Below are 19,044 nucleotides of genomic sequence, written 5' to 3'. Positions count from 1 at the left end.
GATTATTACCATTATTACCATGTCCGAATCTGTCGCTAAAAGCGGTTATTTGTCAAAAAGATGATATTGTCGATTTGGACAGGTATTTGTAAAATTAGGAATATATAACTAAGAAAAGCGCAAGCGCCTTGCTCCCTAAAGGAACGCAGACTAAGAACGCCACGTCCTGTGGCAACATCTGCATGACCCCCGCCCTGGGGGCCTCAAGACAAGACGATCCTCCCGGAAAGGCGTTCTTTGCTTTTTTGGGAGGATTGGCTTGTGACCTCGAGGGGTAGGAGCAGCTGCTAGACAGTAATCAAAGATAAAAAAATGGAGGACGAAGCAATGGAGCATATTAAAGACCTTCTTTTCAACCTGCTGATCATACTTATCGTCATGCTTTCTTTCCAGCTCCTTTTTGCCAGCCGCCTTCAATCGCTTTTTCTGCGCCACCGCGAGTATATTATTGCCGGCATCAGCATCATTACTGCTTCCCTGTGCCTGGTCAGTTCAGTCAAGATGAACAGCAGCTTCATTTTTGACCTGCGATGGATCCCATTCTTGCTGGGGGGATTATACGGAGGTCCCAGAGTCACCCTCGCCCTGCTCATTTTTGTCATCTTTATCCGCATTCCCCTCGGAGGGATCGGAGCTGCCTATAATATTTTCACAGGGCTGATTGCCGCCTTTATTGTATATAAGCTTCACCCTGCCTTCATCGCCATGGACACACGGGGAAAGCTGCTTACCGTTTCATTCCTGTCTTTTCTATTATCTATCGCAGCTTTCCTGCTCTTGCTATTTAGAGCTGGCATGGCGGAATGCCTGGAATTCGTTGTTATCTATACGGTCACTCAGACGGTCGGGGCATTTTTGGCAGCCTACACCATCGAGCTGATCGTACAGAACCAGCAGCTGAACAGGGCGATAATGAAGACAGAAAAAATGGAGGTCGTTTCCCACCTGGCTGCCAGCATCAGCCATGAAGTAAGAAATCCCTTGACCGTAACGAAAGGATTTCTCCAGTTATTAAAAGAAGAAGAGGAAGAAGAACCAGGCGGGGGAAAACGTTCCTATTATTTAGACACAGCCCTTGAAGAGCTGAACAGGGCGGAAGTGATCATCAGTGACTACCTTACATTTGCCAAGCCGCACTCTGAAGCAAATTCATGTTTTTCTTTAGAAGGGGAAATCAGAAAAGCGGTTGAACTGATCACACCTTACGGGAATGCTCATTCCGTGGAGATCTATTGCGATACAGAGGAAGAATTATATATTAAAGGTGAAGATGCAAAGGTTCAGCAATGCCTGCTCAACCTGTTCAAAAATGCCATTGAAGCAATGCCTGGCGGAGGAGTCCTCTCTATATCGGCAAAGCTGCAGGACGACAAAGCCGCGCTCCGGATTTCTGATACAGGCAAGGGGATGACATCAGGGCAGCTCAGCAGGCTGGGGGAACCGTACTTTTCAACAAAAGAAGGGAAAGGAACGGGGCTTGGAATGATGGTGGTCTTTCGGATCATTGAGGGCATGGGCGGAAAAATAAAAGCAGAAAGCATGCTGAATAAAGGCACTTCCTTTACCATCCTGCTCCCTGCTGAAAAATGTCCTGATTAACAGCTGTTCTTACACATGATCAAATGATGGCGGGTACTTTACCGTCCCGCTGATTCCTGCTAAGGAGCTTTCCTTAAGTTCTATAGCCATAAATACCTCTTCCGGTACAGGAAAAGGCGGAAAAATCCCAAAAACTGCAGAAGGCCGGAATCCAAACCTCGGATAATAATCGGGATGCCCCAAAACAACGGCATGGGCATAGCCCTGAAGTTCCGCCTGTTTCAAACCTTTTCTTATAAGAAGGGATCCTATCCCTTCATTTTGCCGCTGGGGGATGACAGCAACCGGGGCAAGCGCCAAGGCAGGCACCTCCCCTTTCCCTGTATCAATAACCGCTTTGCTGAACATGATATGGCCCACGATATCTTCTCCATCTTCCGCTGTTAGCGATAATTCAGGAATATACTCCCTCGATCTTCGGATGGCTCTGACAAGGGCGGCTTCATTTTCACGGTTGAAAGCAAGCCTGTGGACCTGTTCTGCTCTGCTATAATCAGCTTCCTGCTCTGCCCTGATAATCATGACTGTTCCGCCTGGCTTTTTGCCAGCTGTTTTGATTTGCTGGTGCAGCTTTGCATGGCCGAAATGACCGACGATCTGAAGCTGCGTTTTTCCAGCTCAGCTACTGCTTCAATGGTGGCTCCCCCTGGCGTGCACACTTGATCTTTCAATTCTCCCGGATGCTTGCCTGTCTCAAGCACCATCTTGGCTGCACCAAGCACTGCCTGGGCTGCCAGCCGGTACGAAGTTTCCCTTGGCAGCCCCTGAAGGACACCGCCGTCAGCAAGGGCTTCAATGAACATATACACATAAGCAGGCGAAGAGCCGCTGATGGCAGGGATACTGTCCATCAGATTTTCCTCAATAAACTCTGCCTTCCCGAAGCTTTCAAAAAGTTCAGCAGCTTTCCTCCGTTCACTTTCACTCACCTGCCTGCAGGCAGCCAGGGCGCTCATCCCCTCTCCGGCAAGCGACGGGGTATTGGGCATAGAACGAATTGCTTTTATTTCCCTGCCGAAAGCAGACTCAAGAAAGGCAAGGCTGATTCCTGCTGCTATTGTGATGATGATAGTATCATCAGAAACGCTCCCCTTGATTTCCTCAATCACTTCCTTATGAACATCAGGCTTTACTGCCAGAAATAAAAAATCAGCCTGTTCAGCTGCTCTCTTATTATCAAGGGTCACTTGAATATCATATGTATTTTTAACATTGGCAAGAGTACTCTCCGTCCTTGCACTTGCCACTATATCATCCGGCCGGGCAATCCCTGATTTCAGCATTCCCCCGATGATTGCCTGGGCCATTTTTCCGCACCCTATAAAACCAATCTTCTTATTCACTTTTCCACTTCCCTACATAATTTGCTCCCTATATTATACTTCCTTGCCTGCTTCAATTCCAACTTCAGGTTATATCAGGGTGTTAGAGGGTAAAATGGGAATGCTCCGCGCTTAACTGTGCAGCAAATTCTATCTCCAGCATTAATTGAAGGAGCGTTGAATCATTATGGATAGGACACCACTGCCGGCCGAATTTTACACACAGCCGACCATTGAACTTGCCCGGGCTCTTCTTGGCTGTCTATTGATAAAGGAAACACCTGATGGTACAGCCGCTGGATATATTGTAGAAACAGAAGCCTATAAAGGCCCCGAAGACAAGGCCGCACATAGCTTTAATAACCGCCGGACCAAGCGGACTGAAGTCATGTACGCCGGCCCGGGACTCGCCTACACATACCTTATGCACACCCACTGCCTGTTAAATGTCGTCAGCGCTGAAAAGGATAAACCGGAGGCTGTTCTCATCAGGGCCATTGAACCTGCTGAAGGAATTTCCCTGATGAAAGAGCGGAGAAAGATGGATAATTTAAAGAATCTGACCAACGGACCCGGGAAGCTTACGAAAGCCCTTGGCGTCACTATGGAGGATTATGGACGCCTCTTTACGGAGCCTCCCCTCATTCTTGCTGAAGGCTATGCCCCTGCTGAGATAGCTAAAGGAAAAAGGATTGGAATTGATAATTCCGGCGAAGCAAAGGACTATCCGTGGCGCTTTTGGGTAAAAGGCAGCCCATATGTTTCCCGCCATCAGATAGAATCCTCATGATGGATGTTTATTCCTTTTTTAGCTGCATCTGCCCCGCATGATTGTCCTCCGGGATAACCACAATAGTTATGTACGGTCTTCACCATCACAGCCTTTCATGAGGGGAAAAATTACAAACTGGGGGTAGTCAGATGCAGCAGTTTAACCAGCAAGGACAGTCAGGAATGAACACAAATGAACAAATCCCGGCACATATGAATCATGGCGGACACGAGATGCTGGATATGAAAGAGGTCCTTTCCAGCACAGTAGCGGCTATCGATCAATACCTTATGTTCAGCGGCCAAATCCAGGATCCGCAGCTTAAGGAAATCGCAAACCGCCAGAGGCAGTACATGATCACCCAATACAACACCATGGTTGACTGCTTCACCACCGGCCAAAAGCCGGCTGTCCCGACTACAACCTATATGATGGGCGAAACGCATGACGTCATCTACGGTCTCCAGCCAACACAGCCTGCTGCACCAAAGCAGTCAGCTTCCGAGATTGGCGACCAATGCTATTCAGGCTACCTGCTTGCTTTAATGAAAGGTGCAGCCTCCCAGCTGTCAATGGCCGCATTGGAGTGTACAAATCCAGTCGTAAGGCGTGTGCTTGCTGATAGTGTTCCAAATTATGCAGAAATGGCTTACGAGCTGTTCCTCTACCAGAACCAGAAGCATTATTACCAGGTTCCCCAGCTGGCGCCGCAGGATACAGAACAGCTGCTTGGAAGCTATACCCAGGCAGGCGGACAGCAGATGATGAACCAGCAGAATACCCTGCAATAACCACTGCAGGCGCCCCAATGGGGTGCCTGCATTTCTTTTTTTCCCTTCAGCTATCGAAAAATATTTTTTTGAAGCCGGCTGTTACTTAATTTAAAAAACTGGGTAAAAAAGCAGAAATCAAAACCCAAAAAAAATTTTAAAAAAGGCGGCGCTCCGTGTGAAAGAAATTAAAGAATCCATCAAAGAAACATTGCTTGCCATCCTTCCCGTCTCTGCTGCAGTCATCCTGCTGCAGCTTGTCCTGATCCAACTGCCTTTCAAGGACTTTCTTCCATTCCTCTTTGGTCTGCTCTTTGTCATCCTGGGTTTGATGTTCTTCCTCATCGGCGTCAATATCGGCCTCCTTCCTATAGGTGAAATGATTGGGAAGATCCTTCCAAAGTCAAATAAAGCGTGGGTCATCATCCTAACAGGCTTCATCCTTGGAATTGCCGTCACACTTGCCGAGCCTGACGTCAGAGTACTGTCCACACAGGTTGACCAGGTATCAGGAGGGAAGATATCATCCGTCTCCCTCATATTGTCCGTAGCTGCAGGAGTCGGCCTTTTTGTGGCCCTTGCCATGATCAGGACAATTTATAAGATTCCTGTCACCGCCATTTTGATTGCCGGCTATGCCATCGTGTTTATTGTCAGCTTCTTCTCCCCTCCCTCCTTTGTGCCAATTTCATTTGATGCAGGAGGTGTAACGACAGGGCCGCTTGCCGTTCCCTTCATTTTGGCGCTCGGAGTAGGCGTGGCACAGGTTTTCCGGAACAAACAATCTTCAGGCGATTCATTTGGTCTTGTCGGCCTTGCTTCCATCGGGCCGATCCTGGCCGTGCTGCTGCTGGGAGGGATCTTTGAATGATGGACAAGCTATTTCACGGTTTTGGCGGCACCATGTCAGAGGTTGCCTTGGCCCTTGCTCCCCTTCTTCTTTGCTTCATCATATTTCAGGTGTTTTTTTTGAAATTAAAGAAACAGAAGGTCATTCAGATCCTTGCCGGTTTTCTGTCTGCCTTTGCAGGACTGGCATTCTTCCTTCACGGAGTTCATCTAGGCTTTATGCCGATCGGGGAGGAAATGGGAAAGAAGCTGGGCAATCTTCCATACTCCTGGATCATAATTCCAATCGGATTTGTACTCGGATTTGTCACTACATTGGCAGAACCAGCTGTAAAAATATTAAACAAACAAGTTGAAAAAGTAACATCAGGCTACATCTCAGAAAAAATCATGCTTATCACCCTTTCGGCGGGTGTCGGTCTGTCCATTGCCCTTGCCATGCTCCGCATCCATCACGGTTTCTCTCTCTGGTACTATCTTGCCCCGGGATATGCCCTCGTGCTGATCCTGATTTATTTTTCCAACAGCAGCTTTGTAAGCATCGCCTTCGATTCGGGCGGTGTCGCTACAGGGCCGATGACCGTCACTTTCATCCTGTCATTGGCAGTGGGCGCTGCCGCAGTAACTGAGGGGCGTGATCCCCTGACAGATGGCTTTGGCCTGATCGCCCTGGTCGCCCTCATACCGATCCTGGCTGTCCTGATCCTCGGCCTCCTGTTCAAGAGGAAGGAAGGTGCTTCTTAAATGATCTACAAGCTTTTCATCGCCATTGTAAAAAAAGGCACTGCAAAAAAAGCCGTCCGGCTTGCCAGGGGATGCGGGCTTGCTGCTGCGGCAACTGTATATGCAAGAGGTATCGGAAAAAATGAGAAAACCTCATTTCTCGGAATGGAGATCAACCATGAGAAAGAAGTCATCCTCATGCTGATCAAGGAAGAATCTGCTGAAGACGTCATTGCAGAAGTCAGCAGCCATCTCCATTTTGAAAGGCCCGGTACAGGGCTTGGATTACTTATCAATATTAGCGGATTCATCGGCGTCCAATCCCCGGAAAGTCCCGCTGATGCAGAAGCAGAGGAAGGAGCGGCCAATATGAAGCCAGCCGATAAAGAATACGATTTGATTGTGACCATTGTGAAAAGCTCGGAAGCGGAAAAAATTGTAAACTCCTCAAAAGATGCCGGCGCTGACGGGGCAACCATCATTTCCGGCAGAGGGATCGGCATCAATGAAAAAGCCACTTTATTCAATATGCTGATCGAGCCTGAAAAAGAGATTGTGCTGACCATCATCCATCGGGGCCGGACACAGGAAGTATTCCAGGCAATCTGCGATGCAGTCGAGCTGAATGTACCTGGCAACGGGATTTCCTTTATCCTTGATGTCGATAGGGTGGCTGGCATCAATCATTAAATTTCTGAGCATATCAATATAGTAGATATCCACATTTGTGAGAAAATATAGAGGCAATTAATTTTCTGGGAGGTAACAATATGCCAAAAAGCTTGCAGGACACAACAAAGCTACATAATGGAGTGGAAATGCCCTGGTTCGGACTTGGAGTTTTCAAGGTCCAGGAAGGAACTGAAGTAATCGATTCAGTTAAAGCAGCCATCAAGAACGGCTACAAGAGCATTGACACCGCAGCCATCTATGGCAACGAAGAAGGTGTGGGACAGGCTATCAAAGAATCTGGTGCCCAGCGCGAAGAGCTATTCATTACGACAAAGGTCTGGAACTCTGAGCAGGGCTATGACTCTACCTTGGCGGCATTCGACGAAAGCCTTTCAAAGCTTGGCTTGGAGTATGTCGATCTGTACCTGATCCACTGGCCTGTCAAAGGCAAGTATAAAGACACTTGGAGAGCCCTTGAAAAGCTTTATAAAGATGGCAGAGTCCGTGCAATCGGGGTCAGCAACTTCCATGTACACCATCTGGAGGATCTGCTTGAAACAGCGGAAATCGTGCCGATGGTCAACCAGGTTGAATACCACCCGCATCTGGCACAGCTTGAGCTCCGCGAATTCTGCAAACAAAAAGGAATCCAGCTTGAAGCCTGGTCCCCTCTTAAGCAGGGACAGCTCCTGGATGAGCCTGTCATTACAGAGATTGCCGAAAAGCACAAAAAGTCCCCTGCCCAGATCATCCTGCGCTGGGACCTGCAAAATGAGGTCATCACCATCCCGAAATCAGTCAAAGAACACCGCATCATTGAAAATGCAGATATCTTCGATTTTGAGCTTTCCTCAGAAGACATGGAAAAAATCGATGCCCTCAACAAAAACGAGCGCGTCGGTGCCGATCCTGATAACTTCAATTTCTAATAATATGCAAAAGGGGTATGGAATGATTTTATTCTGTACCCCTTTTTATTTTACCATCCTACAGATGCTGCGGTTATTCACAGCAGTATTGATTTCAATACCCCTGTTGATTGCAATGCCTGGAACGGAAATCAACAGCCCACATTATTGCTGGTGAAATATTGCCCAACTAATTTTAAAAACCCTGTTGATTGGAGTGCAAGGCACGCAGACTCCTCATAAAGTGCATGCGCATTTTCTTCGTGCGATGTTAGGTCTGAGAAGCGTATTCAAAGTCCTGCGGGAAATAGCGGAAGAGTTGAGACCCCACAGGAGCACAGCGAAGAGGAGGCTCAACTCCGCCCCGCGGAAAGCGAAGTGCCTGGAACGGAAATCAGCAGCCCCCATAATAACATTCCCCCCCTGCTCACCCAGTTAGCAAAATATAACTGTTTATCTCCTCCTGCAAAGGGAATTGAATAATATCAAACCTAAGGAGGACTAAATCCATGAGCAAAAGAAATTCCCTGACCGGGGTAGTGGCACTGGGTGCACTTGCGTATGTGTTCAGGAACAAGGAATCTAGGGATAAGGTTATGAATAAGGTGAAGTCTACAGTCGGTGAAGACAATATCAGCAAAATCAAATCAAAGCTCCCTTTTTTGAATTCTGACCAAGGAAATACCCGCCAGGACCATTCAGGCCCGGCTTACGTCGATAGATAATAAATGACCAAATCAAGAGGCAGCTCCCAATGAGGGAAGCTGCTTTTTTCATGGAAGGAGCCCCCTCCCCCTGAAACTTTTCCTTCCTTGACCCGTATTATAAAAAGACCCCTGTCCGCACAGCCAAAGCTGTAAACCGCTTTAAGAACTGTGTTATATTGGGAATATATAATTCTATCAAGTGACGGCTTTACGCCGGTCCTGGAAAAGAAGGAGTGAAATTATGGGAGTGACGCTCAGCAAAGGGCAGAAGGTCGATCTGACCAAGAACCATCCCGGGCTTCAAAATGTTGTTGTTGGATTAGGCTGGGATATCAGCCGGCAGGGATCCAACTATGATTTGGACGCATCTGCTTTCTTATTAGGCGCATCAGGAAAAGTACATAGTGACCTCGATTTTGTATTTTATAATAACCCTAACGGCGGGAATGGCTCTATCCTGTACAGCGGCGATAACCGTACAGGTGCGGGGAATCACGATGATGAACAAATCCGGATCGACCTGCGGAGGGTCCCGGATTCAATCCACCGGGTTGCATTTACGATTACCATTCACGACGCCCAGTCAAAACAGCAGAACTTCGGCCATATTGAAAATGCTTATGTACGGATTTTCAATGAACAAAATAACGAAGAGCTTATCCGCTTTAACCTTGGCAGGGATTTCACCGTTGAAACGGCCATCGTCGCAGCAGAGCTTTACAGGCATAATGGAGAATGGAAATTTAATGCCATCGCCAGCGGCTTTCAGGGCGGCCTGGCTGCACTCTGCCGCAACTTCGGCGTGACGGTGGATGACGAGCCTGCTCCGCAGCCTTCACATGGCAATCAGCCTTTCGGGCAAACCCAGACTTACCAGCAGAATTATTCACAGCAGGCACCTGCAGGCCAAAATTATCAGCAGGGCTATAACACAGTAAGCCCTCAGCAGACCTATAGCTCAGGAAGCTATCAGCAGGCACAGCCGCAAGCTTCGTATTCGGCTCCTTCCTACGGTCAGCCTTCCTACCCTTCCTCACAGGCATATGGGGGAGAAGAAATTGCCTGCCCGCGCTGCCGTTCCACAAATGTACGCACCGGCGAAAAGGGCTTCGGCCTCGGCAAAGCGGCAATTGGCGGCCTGATCCTCGGGCCTGTCGGATTATTGGGCGGCTTCATTGGAAAAAAACAGCTGAAGTTTACCTGTAACAGCTGCGGCAATGCATGGTCTCCATCCCAGACCGATTACGCGGAATGGGCCAATCAGCAAAAAAGAAAAGCACAGGAACTCTTTAACCGATTCAAGAGCCAGGACGTTCTTGAAGCAGTCGTAGCAGCATGTGCACTTGTAGCTATGGCTGATGGAAGGCTGGATCCGGCAGAACGCCAGAAAATGCTTGAATTCGTCAATCAGAGTGATGAGCTTCGGGTATTTGATACGCAGAAAGTCATCCAGCAGTTCAACCTGTACGTCCAGAAGATTGAACGCGATCCTTCAATCGGCAGGGCAGAGGCATTCAGGGCGCTTGGCAGGATACGGACGAAACCGGAAATCGCCAGGCTTGTGGCCCGCTATTGCATTGCGATCGGCTTTGCAGACGGACATTTTGACCCGAATGAGCAGCAGGCAGTCAGTGATATCTGCCGTGAGCTCGGACTTAACCCTGCAGAATTCCTATCTTAATAAATGCAGCCTGATCTTACCGGTCAGGCTGCATTTTTTTCCTTTAATTCACAAAATCAATTCACTCACCTATTTATCGCAGGAGAAAGCGCTCTATTTAAGAGTCAGAATAAAATGAATAAACAAACTCTTTCATTTTTTCCCGATTTAGTGCTAATCTTACTAAGGGCAAATTTTACGAAAGTAAAAGACGCAAAGCCACGGGCCTAAAACAAATTATTTGTCATGGCAGCCGGGCCGCAAAGAATATTATTCTTGTAAACTTTTATAAATCATACACCCTTTCTAATTTGCCTAATCCATTTTCTAAAAGAGAGGGAGAATTATGTTTTACCCGACGTTTTTATGTAAAGAAACCAATCAGAGGCATCTTGTCAAAGACTCTAATTTTTGTGAATGCGGCTTTAAGTACAAAGGCTTTACCACATTCATCAAAAAAGATTTCAAAAAAATCCAATTTAAGCAGAGCAATGATATCGATTGCCCTGTCTGCAAAAGCTCCGTGCTGAAGGAAGAAAAAGCAGTCTGCTATTCATGAGCAGCTGCTTTTTCTTTTGCTCCCATACCCAGCTTTATTTCCTGCATAATGCGCCAAATCAGGTTTAGGAATTCCAAAAAAGTGGCAAAAAGAAAGTAACTAACTCATTTACTTTAATTAGGCAGCACTCCTTCAAATACAAAGCAAAGGGGAATCTTCATGGCGGATAATTCAGCACAATCCAAATTAGCATTAAATTCATCGATCTCCTTAAAAGGAATTGTGAAAGCTGTATTCAATGACACAGTCCACGTCCAGATCGGCGGGAAAATTATCGCAATCCCGCTGGAGAAATAAAAGGACACCTTCATGCCAAAAACATGAAGCCAACGAAAGCCGCTTTTCATTAAACGGCTTTTTTTGTGCATTGGGAAAGGAAAACCGGCAGGCACTCTGCCCGCCGGTTTGTTTATGCATAGATTTTATTTTCTTCGTTTTGGAAGAAGCTCTTCATCGCATGGAAAACATCTGCTTTTTGCTTGAGGATATAATATCTGAAGTGTTCATTTTTGATATTCTTATAAGCGGACATGAGGGTCGAGTGGCGGTTGTACTGATTGACTTCCCCATACCCGAACATGCTCGATACCGCAATCAGCTCTTCAACAAGCTTCACGCAGCGCGCATTGTCAGAGGTAAGGTTATCGCCATCGGAAAAATGGAAAGGATAGATATTGAATCTTCTTGGGTTGTATTTTTCATTGATCAGCTCGAGCGCTTTGCGGTAGGCTGATGAACAAATGGTTCCCCCGCTTTCCCCTTTTGAAAAGAAATCTTCCTCTGATACGACCTTCGCTTCTGTATGGTGGGCAATGAACTCTATTTCCACCGTTTCATACTTTGTCCGCAAAAACCGGGTCATCCAAAAGAAAAAGCTCCTCGCCATGTATTTCTCCCATAATCCCATCGATCCGCTCGTATCCATCATGGCGAGCACTACTGCCTTAGAATCAGGCTTTACAATTTCATTCCATGTCTTGAACTTCAGATCCTCCTGATAGATCGGATAGAAGGCCGGCTTCCCTGTCATGGCATTTCGTTTAAATGCGGTCATCATTGTGCGTTTTTTATCAATATTGCCCATTAATCCTGTCTTGCGGATATCATTGAATTCAATGTTCTCAACCAGATGCTCTTCCTGTTCCTTCCTTTTCAGGTTCGGCAGCTCCAGCTGCTTGAACAGCGCTTCCTCAAGCTCCATCATGGACACTTCAGCCTCAAAATAATCCTCACCCGGCTGGTCGCCTGCACCCTGGCCTTTCCCTGGGCCTTTCTGGCCGCTGGAGCCGTCTCTGGCGACCACATCGCCTACCTGGCTGTCTCCGTCTCCCTGGCCTACATGTTTGTTTTTATCATAGTTATAACGAATTTTATATTCGTCAAGAGAGCGAATCGGGATTTTCACGACTTCACGGCCATTGGACATAATGATGCTTTCTTCTGTTATCAGATCTGGGAGATTGTTCCGGATCGCATCCTGTACCTTTTCCTGGTGGCGCTGCTGGTCATCGTGGCCTTTGCGATGGAGGGACCAATCTTCTTCGGAAATCACAAACTGGCGGTTGTTGATGTCGGTCATTATAACCCCTCCTTGAAAAAAATTCATGGAATTTTTGCACACATTTTCCTTAAGCAACATACAATATCCCGAGTGTCAAAAGGAACGTGAAATATTAATTACTCTATACTATGCGAGATATCAAAATAATTTACAAATAATTTTGACAATAAGACAAAAGCCTATGCTGTCGGACAAGCCTTTTTTATAGTGCCGCAGACGCCTGTCCATCCTGGAGCACGCATAATCACTATTAAAATAGCAGCCCGTAATTTCCTCATCCTGTCTCTCCCCTGACTGAGCTATTTATTGGTATATCTATTAAGTCTTCGGTTCAAATAGAACCCGGAGTAATACGGCTAAAAAAAACTCCTGCAGCTTCAGCGCAGGAGTCACTTTTCGTTGTCTTTATACTGGATGGGGTCTGGCTGCTTTCCGTCCTCTTCAAGCTCTTCCCCAGTCCTGAGATGCTCCATCTGCTTTCCCAGATTATGCATCTCTTCTACATTTTCGGCCATGGAGCTGTTTCTTGGCACAAAGTCCTTGTCCAGTTCCTTTTTCTTCATCTTAATCACCTCTACATTCCCTTTTCCCCTGGACGCCCGAATTGAAACTAACACTTGCCTGGGAGAAGGCAGCCAAAAAGGCCGGCAAACCCTGCCAGCCTTTTCACATTTATCTGTTCAGCAAACTTCCCACATACCGCAGCAGTTCATTCGCAGAGGTAGAATTATAGCCGTGTTCATCAATGAGTCTTGCTACTACTTCATTCACCTTCTTCAGCTGCTGCTCATCAGGAGTCTTAGAAGATGTTGTAATCTTAACAACATCCTTCAGGTCTGCAAACAGCTTCTTCTGAATCGCTTCGCGGAGCCGGTCATGCGAATTGTAGTCAAAGCGCTTGCCTTTCCTTGCATAGGCAGAGATGCGGATAAGGATTTCTTCCCTGAATGCCTTTTTCGCATTTTCCGAAATGCCGATCTGCTCTTCAATCGACCTCATCAGCTTTTCATCCGGATTGATTTCCTCACCGGTCAGAGGATCGCGGAGCTTCGCCTTATTGCAATAAGCCTCTACGTTATCCAGATAATTGTCCATAAGAGTCTTCGCCGATTCTTCATATGAATAAACAAATGCCTTCTGGACTTCCTTCTTGGCAATATCATCGTATTCCTTGCGTGCAAGTGATATGAAGTTCAAATAGCGCTCTTTCAGCTCAGCGGTGATCGACGGATGCTGATCAAGCCCTTCTTTCAGGGATCTCAGAACATCCAGCGCATTGATGCTGGTAATCTCTTTCCGGATGATTGTGGATGATATCCGGTTGATGACATAACGCGGATCAATTCCGCTCATTCCTTCATCAGGATATTCCTTCTGAAGCTCCTCAACGTCTGCGCGGTTGTAGCCTTCCACGCTTTCTCCGTCATAGAGCCTCATTTTCTTCACGAGGTCAATATCACCTTTTTTAGGTTCCTTCAGCCTCGTAAGGGTCGTAAACATCGCTGCCACCTTAAGCGTGTGCGGTGCAATATGGACATCTGAAACATCGCTCTCACTGATCATTTTTTCATAAATTTTTTCTTCTTCTGTAACCTTTAGGTTATAAGGGACAGGCATGACAATGATCCGGGAATGAAGTGCCTCATTTTTCTTATTGGAAATGAAGGAACGGTACTCTGTTTCATTTGTATGCGCCACAATCAGCTCATCTGCAGAAATCAGCGCAAACCGCCCTGCCTTGAAATTGCCTTCCTGTGTGAGGGAGAGCAGATGCCATAGGAACTTTTCATCGCATTTCAGCATCTCCTGAAACTCCATCATCCCCCTGTTCGCCTTATTCAGCTCCCCGTCAAACCTGTAGGCCCGCGGGTCAGATTCTGAACCGTATTCGGCGATCGTGGAGAAATCTATGCTGCCGGTAAGATCGGCAATATCCTGGGATTTCGGATCAGACGGGCTGAATGTACCAATCCCGGTCCGTTTATCCTCTGAGAAAAAGATCCTTTCGACCACTACATCTTCTATCCGTCCCCCGTACTCCTGCTCAAGCCGCATCATATTCAGCGGGGATAGATTCCCTTCAATCCTGATTCCATACTCATCAAAGAAGTCCTTCCGCAGATGATGCGGAATCAGATGGAGCGGGTCTTCATGCATTGGACAGCCTTTAATCGCAAATACAGCACCTTTATCGGTAAGGGAATATGCTTCAAGCCCTCGCTTAAGCATTGTGACGAGCGTAGATTTCCCTCCGCTGACAGGACCCATGAGGAGCAGGATCCTTTTCCTGACATCAAGCCTTTTTGCAGAAGGATGAAAATACTCCTCCACAAGCCTTTCGAGCGATTCCTCCAGACCAAACAGCTGGTTGCTGAAAAATTTATACCGTTTTTTTCCTTTATCGTCTTCGACACCGGCATCCTTGATCATACTGTATACCCTGGAATGTGCTGACTGGGCTACCCATGGCTTCTCTTTGACAATGTCTAAATACTCCCTGAATGTCCCTTCCCATTTAAGCTTTTCCTCTTCGTGTCTGTACATCTCGATTTTTTTTATAATATCCATAAGGACCTCCCCCTGTCGCATTATCAGAGACGATTAATATAATCTATGCGCTTGGGCAATTAAACATTCTATAACCCGGAAGAAAAGCAGAATTCCCTTCACCTTCAGAGTGCCTGAACCTGCCAGCACTGCCGCATTCCTCCGGCGATTCTCCATAAAATATCCACAGTTTTTCATTCACACCATGGTGGAATTGGGCTATAATAAGATTACATAGGTATGCAAAAGGGAATTCCTACATAAAAAGGAGGCCAACATCATGGGCTTGATTTTAATCATCGGCGTAACTATCGCGTTCCTGTCAGCCATCTTCACTGCCGGCTACAACGACAAACCAGGGATGAATAAGTAAGAAGAACGGTATACAAAAAAGGACCGGAATCTTGGGATTCCGGTCCTTTTTTGTTTGTCAGGAGAATTTGTTGGGCCTGGTGGAGTGCGGTCATAATTTGGTGAGGGTTTTCTTTTTTGGTTGTGTGTCATGCATCGATCGGAACTCTTTCTATGCATGACTTGCATTTTTGGGGCTGTGTCATGCATTGATTAGGCTTCTTTCTTTGCATGACTTGCATTTTCTGTGCCGTGTCATGCTTCGATTAAGACTCTTTTATACAGGACTTGCGTTTTCTGTGAGATGTCATGCATCGATTAGGCCTCTTTCTATACATGACTTGCATTTTCTGGGAGGTGTCATGCATCGATAAGGCCTCTTTCTATACATGACTTGCATTTTCTGGGAGGTGTCATGCATCGATAAGGCCTCTTTCTATACATGACTTGCATTTTCTGGGAGGTGTCATGCATCGATTAGGCCTCTTTCTATACATGACTTGCGTTTTCTGGGAGGTGTCATGCATCGATTAGGACTCTTTCTATACATGACTTGCGTTTTCTGGGAGGTGTCATGCATCGATTAGGACTCTTTCCATGCCCGACTGCCCCTCCCGCACACAACTCATGCACCCCAAACCGCTCCCCAAATACATGACTGCCCTTTCTTAGCACCGCTCATGTATCCCAGAAACCAATCCCACAGCCACTCCCTGCCCCTTCAAGCAAAGGAAGCCTGCAATCACTTCAAATCCAATTTATTTTTATTCACAAAATCCTTCATATACATCCTCACCGGTCTTTCAAGCATGGCTGCCATCTGGCCGGTCCAGGTGTCATTTCTCATGTTCTGCGTGCGTTCGGCATAATAAGCTGACACCGTTTGATTGTACTCCTCGAGCTGTTGTTTATATTTTTCCTGATCCTGCTGGTAGCCATTTTCGTGATAGACATGCTCTAAAGGAAGTCTTGGCTTTTTGTCGGGATCCTGGGCTGGGTATCCAACACTGAGGCCAAAGAGCGGTATTACCCTTTCTGGTGTACCCAGCACCTTGGCAGCTTCCCCAAGCTGATTGCGGATGCCGCCGATATAGCAGACGCCAAGGCCCATTGACTCTGCGGCAACTGTTGCATTCTGGGCCGCAAGCGCAGCGTCAATCAGCGCAACCATGAATTTTTCCGTACTTTCAAGGGACTCGCTTAGATCCTTCCCTTCCATTTCCGAGAGGACATGATGGCGGTTCAAATCTGCACAGAAGACGAAGAAGTGACCGTTATGCGCTACATAGGACTGGTTTCCCGCCACCTCGGACAGCTTCTGTTTCTTTTCCTGATCTGTTATGCCGATGATGGTATATGCCTGGATGAAGCTTGAGCTTGAAGCGGCCTGTGCACAGGAGACAATCGTTTCAACCTGTTCCCTCGTCAGTTCACGGTCCTCAAATTTCCTGATTGATCTGTGGGCCAGTATCGTTTCTACCGTTTCGTTCATGTTATGTACCTCCTCTATGAATACCTTTATTTTAACCTAATCCCTAATTAATCACATAAAGTACAGCCCGGCGGATATGCGATCACTTGCCTTCCTTTAAAATTGAGGCGAGTACGGCAATGCCCTCCTTGATTTCTTCAATCGAAGCAAAAGCATAGGAAAGGCGGATATGCCAGTCTGGCTTTGGTGAATAGATGCTGCCCGGGTTTAAGAGAATACCCTTTGAAAATGCTTTTTCAAAAAGATTCCTTATTTGATACCCCGGACGGAGCTGAATCCAAATGAAAAAACCTCCTTTCGGCAATGTCCATACAGCATATTCCTTCATCTGCTTCTCAAGTTCAGCTGCGGCTGCTTCCCTCCGAATCCTCAGTTCTTCTCTCACATAATGCAGATGCTGGTCATAGGAGCCATCCTCCAGCCATCTGGCCGCAATCTGCTGCGAAAGCGAGCTGGAACCATAGTCTGACTGCATCTTGAGATCAGCAAGCCTTTCGATGACAGGCTCAGGTCCAGCCAGCCAGCCGATGCGCAGCCCGGGTGTCAATGTTTTGGAGAGGCTGCCCGTATAAAGGATATTCCCTGCTGAATCCTCAGCCTTCATAGGAGCTGGCGGACTCTCCTCCAGCCAAAGGTCCCTGTAGACATCATCCTCAATAATGGGAATCCTCCTGTACGAACACTCCTTAACGATATTTCTTCTCCGATTAACACCCGAGAGTGCACCTGTTGGATTATGGAATGTCGGATTGCAGTATAATACTGACTTTCCCTCTGGACCTGAAGGAATAGAAGCTGGGATGATGCCCTCCTCATCCATCGGAAGGCCTGTCAGCTTCATCCCGGCAGATTGGAAAACAGATAATGAATTTAAGTAAGACGGATCCTCCAGGTATACCTTAGTCCCTTTCTGGAGCAGGCCGATTGATATGAGATGCAAAGCCTGCAATGATCCGGAAACAATCAGGATGGAAGAAGGAGAAACCTTAAGGCCCCTTTTCTCCAGATAGGAGCTGACAGCTTGCCGCAAACGTTTATTTCCCCTTGGCTCCTCATAACCGAACGGTTTCATTTCAGCGGAAACGAGATTCATGATCTGCATCATTCTCCCAAGCGGGAACATATCCGGGGATAGCTCCCCCTTGCTCAGCTGGATCAGGCCGGAATCTGATTCGGACTCATTTATTTTCCTTACTGTTTCCAGGCTGGCCTGATGGATCCCCCATTCCACATTCTCATTCCAGTTCGGATGCGGCCTGCTGTTCATCAGTGTCCAGGTGTTATTGACGACTGCCGTCCCCCTGCCCACAGCTCCCTCCAGGAGCCCCTCTGCCATCAGCTCCTCTATCGCAGCTGTCGACGTACTGCGGTTTACTCCAAACTGTTTCGCAAGCTCTCTTTGGCTCGGGATAATGCTGCCGACTGGCCATTCCCCTGTTGAAATTCTTTCTTTGATATATTCAGCAATCTGCAGATATTTAGGCTGTTTCCTCACTGCAGTCTCACCTCTTGCAATAAAATTGGCTGGTTTTTTTCAACTTCAGTGGCTGAAGACATTTTAGCAGACTCCTTTTATCATACAAATTATGAAACATTCATCCAAGAACTCTGTCGTGCAAGGAAGTGGTCTTATTAAAACCGGACATCTCCGCTTGAAAATATTGGCTGCCCATGCTGCTGCCATCCTATTATGGGCATCAGCTTTCCCGGCAATCAGATATGCCGTCCATTCTTTTTCTCCCGAACACCTTTCACTGCTTCGCCTGATGATCGGCTCTGCTGTATTATTATTATTTGCAGGACCTCTCAATATCAGGCTTCCGGCATTGAGAGATCTTCCTGCCCTGATTTGTCTCGGGGCACTGGGCTTTTCAGTATATCATGCATGCCTGAGCATTGGAGAGAAGACAGTCAGTGCCGGGGCAGCCAGCCTGCTTGTTACCACTACTCCCGTATTCACCGCAATTCTAGCTGCCATCTTTGGAAATGAAAGGATCTCGAGGCGAGGTTGGATAGGAGCAATCATTGCCTTTGGCGGAGTTTGCATCGTATCTGCCGGCCAGCCTGGGAAATCTGCAATTGGGGCAGGAATTTTCCTTATTCTTGCCGCTGCATTGTCTGAGAGCATCTTTTTTGTGTTTCAGAAGAACCTGCTTAGAAAATATGGATTTATCTCTTTTACAGCGTATTCCATCTGGGGCGGTACTTTGGTTCTGATGCTATTTTCAGGCGGACTGGAAGCAGCTGTAGCCGATGCTTCTGCAGGCGGCATTATAACCGCTCTTTATCTTGGCGTGTTCCCTACCATAATCCCGTACTTTGCTATTGCCTATATTACCGCAAAATCCGGGGCGGCTGAAGCAGTCAGCTCGCTCTATCTTACCCCGGCAGCAGCCATCCTGATTGCCTGGGCCTGGCTGGGGGAAGTCCCGGGAATCCTGTCACTGGCAGGCGGGGCTGTCACTTTGGCGGGAGTACTGGTCATCCACATCCCGGAACGGAAGCTGGATGAACAAAGGGGAGGCCTGAGTCATAATCGGCCGGGCAAATAA

General features: G+C 47.2%; 19 protein-coding genes and 1 riboswitch. Of the genes, 12 read left to right on the top strand and 7 right to left on the bottom strand.

Annotated features, from left to right (window positions below; all coding sequences use genetic code 11):
- Positions 1-312 precede the first annotated feature (312 nt).
- Entirely contained in the window at positions 313-1,599 is a 1,287-nt protein-coding gene (locus LCM00_RS07020) for an ATP-binding protein (protein ID WP_224899424.1), read from the top strand.
- A 9-nt stretch (positions 1,600-1,608) separates the two neighbouring features.
- Here LCM00_RS07020 and LCM00_RS07015 read toward each other — a convergent pair whose 3' ends face one another.
- Together LCM00_RS07015 and proC are read right to left on the bottom strand one after the other, a co-directional pair.
- On the bottom strand, positions 1,609-2,121 hold the full coding sequence (locus LCM00_RS07015) for a GNAT family N-acetyltransferase (RefSeq protein WP_224899423.1): 513 nt from the start codon (positions 2,119-2,121) through the stop codon (positions 1,609-1,611).
- Entirely contained in the window at positions 2,118-2,942 is an 825-nt protein-coding gene (gene proC, locus LCM00_RS07010) for a pyrroline-5-carboxylate reductase (RefSeq protein ID WP_224899422.1), read from the bottom strand. The genes LCM00_RS07015 and proC overlap by 4 nt, the downstream gene beginning before the upstream one ends.
- A 166-nt stretch (positions 2,943-3,108) precedes the next feature.
- Here proC and LCM00_RS07005 point away from each other — a divergent pair, with 166 nt between their 5' ends.
- From LCM00_RS07005 to LCM00_RS06955, 10 genes are all read left to right on the top strand, one after another.
- On the top strand, positions 3,109-3,711 hold the full coding sequence (locus LCM00_RS07005; RefSeq protein ID WP_224899421.1) for a DNA-3-methyladenine glycosylase: 603 nt from the start codon (positions 3,109-3,111) through the stop codon (positions 3,709-3,711).
- A gap of 131 nt (positions 3,712-3,842) precedes the next feature.
- Entirely contained in the window at positions 3,843-4,484 is a 642-nt protein-coding gene (locus LCM00_RS07000) for a spore coat protein (RefSeq protein ID WP_224899418.1), read from the top strand.
- A gap of 157 nt (positions 4,485-4,641) precedes the next feature.
- Positions 4,642-5,334 carry a DUF1538 domain-containing protein gene (locus LCM00_RS06995; protein WP_224899415.1) on the top strand — a complete coding sequence of 231 codons (693 nt, stop codon included), beginning with the start codon at positions 4,642-4,644 and terminating at the stop codon, positions 5,332-5,334.
- Complete coding sequence (locus LCM00_RS06990; RefSeq protein WP_224899412.1) at positions 5,331-6,056, top strand: DUF1538 domain-containing protein; 726 nt, start codon at positions 5,331-5,333, stop codon at positions 6,054-6,056. The genes LCM00_RS06995 and LCM00_RS06990 overlap by 4 nt, the downstream gene beginning before the upstream one ends.
- Positions 6,057-6,725 carry a P-II family nitrogen regulator gene (locus tag LCM00_RS06985; RefSeq protein ID WP_224899408.1) on the top strand — a complete coding sequence of 223 codons (669 nt, stop codon included), beginning with the start codon at positions 6,057-6,059 and terminating at the stop codon, positions 6,723-6,725.
- An 80-nt stretch (positions 6,726-6,805) separates the two neighbouring features.
- Entirely contained in the window at positions 6,806-7,636 is an 831-nt protein-coding gene (locus LCM00_RS06980) for an aldo/keto reductase (RefSeq protein ID WP_224899405.1), read from the top strand.
- 488 nt (positions 7,637-8,124) lie between these two features.
- A complete protein-coding gene (locus LCM00_RS06975; protein WP_224899402.1) occupies positions 8,125-8,340 on the top strand; it encodes a hypothetical protein in 216 nt (71 codons plus the stop codon).
- Between the two features lie 223 nt (positions 8,341-8,563).
- Positions 8,564-10,003: a TerD family protein gene (locus tag LCM00_RS24750; RefSeq protein ID WP_318247596.1), complete on the top strand. Its 1,440-nt coding sequence runs from the start codon at positions 8,564-8,566 to the stop codon at positions 10,001-10,003.
- Positions 10,004-10,160: 157 nt separating this feature from the next.
- A riboswitch (cyclic di-GMP riboswitch) is annotated at positions 10,161-10,248 on the top strand.
- 80 nt (positions 10,249-10,328) lie between these two features.
- Positions 10,329-10,541 (top strand): hypothetical protein, encoded by a 213-nt coding sequence (locus LCM00_RS06960; RefSeq protein ID WP_224899399.1) that lies wholly within the window; start codon positions 10,329-10,331, stop codon positions 10,539-10,541.
- A gap of 159 nt (positions 10,542-10,700) precedes the next feature.
- A complete protein-coding gene (locus tag LCM00_RS06955; protein ID WP_224899396.1) occupies positions 10,701-10,838 on the top strand; it encodes a hypothetical protein in 138 nt (45 codons plus the stop codon).
- A gap of 112 nt (positions 10,839-10,950) precedes the next feature.
- On the opposite strand, the gene yhbH is transcribed toward LCM00_RS06955, so the two are convergent.
- The 5 genes from yhbH to LCM00_RS06930 all read right to left on the bottom strand — a co-directional run bounded on the left by yhbH (position 10,951) and on the right by LCM00_RS06930 (position 17,987).
- Positions 10,951-12,120 carry a sporulation protein YhbH gene (yhbH, locus tag LCM00_RS06950; RefSeq protein ID WP_009795010.1) on the bottom strand — a complete coding sequence of 390 codons (1,170 nt, stop codon included), beginning with the start codon at positions 12,118-12,120 and terminating at the stop codon, positions 10,951-10,953.
- Between the two features lie 371 nt (positions 12,121-12,491).
- Positions 12,492-12,665, bottom strand: a complete 174-nt coding sequence (locus tag LCM00_RS06945) for a hypothetical protein (RefSeq protein ID WP_009795008.1) — start codon at positions 12,663-12,665, stop codon at positions 12,492-12,494.
- 109 nt (positions 12,666-12,774) lie between these two features.
- Positions 12,775-14,670 (bottom strand): PrkA family serine protein kinase, encoded by a 1,896-nt coding sequence (locus tag LCM00_RS06940; RefSeq protein ID WP_224899393.1) that lies wholly within the window; start codon positions 14,668-14,670, stop codon positions 12,775-12,777.
- 1,072 nt (positions 14,671-15,742) lie between these two features.
- The gene (gene nfsA / locus LCM00_RS06935) at positions 15,743-16,492 is read right to left on the bottom strand and encodes an oxygen-insensitive NADPH nitroreductase (protein WP_224899390.1); all 750 of its coding nucleotides are present in this window, start codon (positions 16,490-16,492) and stop codon (positions 15,743-15,745) included.
- An 82-nt stretch (positions 16,493-16,574) separates the two neighbouring features.
- Positions 16,575-17,987, bottom strand: a complete 1,413-nt coding sequence (locus tag LCM00_RS06930) for an aminotransferase-like domain-containing protein (RefSeq protein WP_224899387.1) — start codon at positions 17,985-17,987, stop codon at positions 16,575-16,577.
- A 91-nt stretch (positions 17,988-18,078) separates the two neighbouring features.
- On the opposite strand from LCM00_RS06930, the gene LCM00_RS06925 reads away from it, so the two are divergent.
- Complete coding sequence (locus LCM00_RS06925) at positions 18,079-19,044, top strand: DMT family transporter (RefSeq protein ID WP_224899384.1); 966 nt, start codon at positions 18,079-18,081, stop codon at positions 19,042-19,044.

It is taken from the genome of Bacillus infantis (genome assembly GCF_020171945.1).
Lineage (GTDB): Bacteria > Bacillota > Bacilli > Bacillales > Cytobacillaceae > Bacillus_AB > Bacillus_AB infantis_A.
Note: the sequence above shows the minus strand (reverse complement) of the source record. Positions and strands in the feature narration are given on the sequence as shown.

Bases quoted from the DNA above. Each gene is read 5' to 3' on its own strand.
- LCM00_RS07020 (WP_224899424.1), top strand. From the start codon at position 313: ATGGAGGACGAAGCAATGGAGCATATTAAAGACCTTCTTTTCAACCTG.
- LCM00_RS07015 (WP_224899423.1), bottom strand. From the start codon at position 2,121: ATGATTATCAGGGCAGAGCAGGAAGCTGATTATAGCAGAGCAGAACAG.
- LCM00_RS07005 (WP_224899421.1), top strand. From the start codon at position 3,109: ATGGATAGGACACCACTGCCGGCCGAATTTTACACACAGCCGACCATT.
- LCM00_RS07000 (WP_224899418.1), top strand. From the start codon at position 3,843: ATGCAGCAGTTTAACCAGCAAGGACAGTCAGGAATGAACACAAATGAA.
- LCM00_RS06990 (WP_224899412.1), top strand. From the start codon at position 5,331: ATGATGGACAAGCTATTTCACGGTTTTGGCGGCACCATGTCAGAGGTT.
- LCM00_RS06985 (WP_224899408.1), top strand. From the start codon at position 6,057: ATGATCTACAAGCTTTTCATCGCCATTGTAAAAAAAGGCACTGCAAAA.
- LCM00_RS06980 (WP_224899405.1), top strand. From the start codon at position 6,806: ATGCCAAAAAGCTTGCAGGACACAACAAAGCTACATAATGGAGTGGAA.
- LCM00_RS06975 (WP_224899402.1), top strand. From the start codon at position 8,125: ATGAGCAAAAGAAATTCCCTGACCGGGGTAGTGGCACTGGGTGCACTT.
- LCM00_RS24750 (WP_318247596.1), top strand. From the start codon at position 8,564: ATGGGAGTGACGCTCAGCAAAGGGCAGAAGGTCGATCTGACCAAGAAC.
- LCM00_RS06960 (WP_224899399.1), top strand. From the start codon at position 10,329: ATGTTTTACCCGACGTTTTTATGTAAAGAAACCAATCAGAGGCATCTT.
- LCM00_RS06955 (WP_224899396.1), top strand. From the start codon at position 10,701: ATGGCGGATAATTCAGCACAATCCAAATTAGCATTAAATTCATCGATC.
- yhbH (WP_009795010.1), bottom strand. From the start codon at position 12,120: ATGACCGACATCAACAACCGCCAGTTTGTGATTTCCGAAGAAGATTGG.
- LCM00_RS06945 (WP_009795008.1), bottom strand. From the start codon at position 12,665: ATGAAGAAAAAGGAACTGGACAAGGACTTTGTGCCAAGAAACAGCTCC.
- LCM00_RS06940 (WP_224899393.1), bottom strand. From the start codon at position 14,670: ATGGATATTATAAAAAAAATCGAGATGTACAGACACGAAGAGGAAAAG.
- nfsA (WP_224899390.1), bottom strand. From the start codon at position 16,492: ATGAACGAAACGGTAGAAACGATACTGGCCCACAGATCAATCAGGAAA.
- LCM00_RS06925 (WP_224899384.1), top strand. From the start codon at position 18,079: ATGAAACATTCATCCAAGAACTCTGTCGTGCAAGGAAGTGGTCTTATT.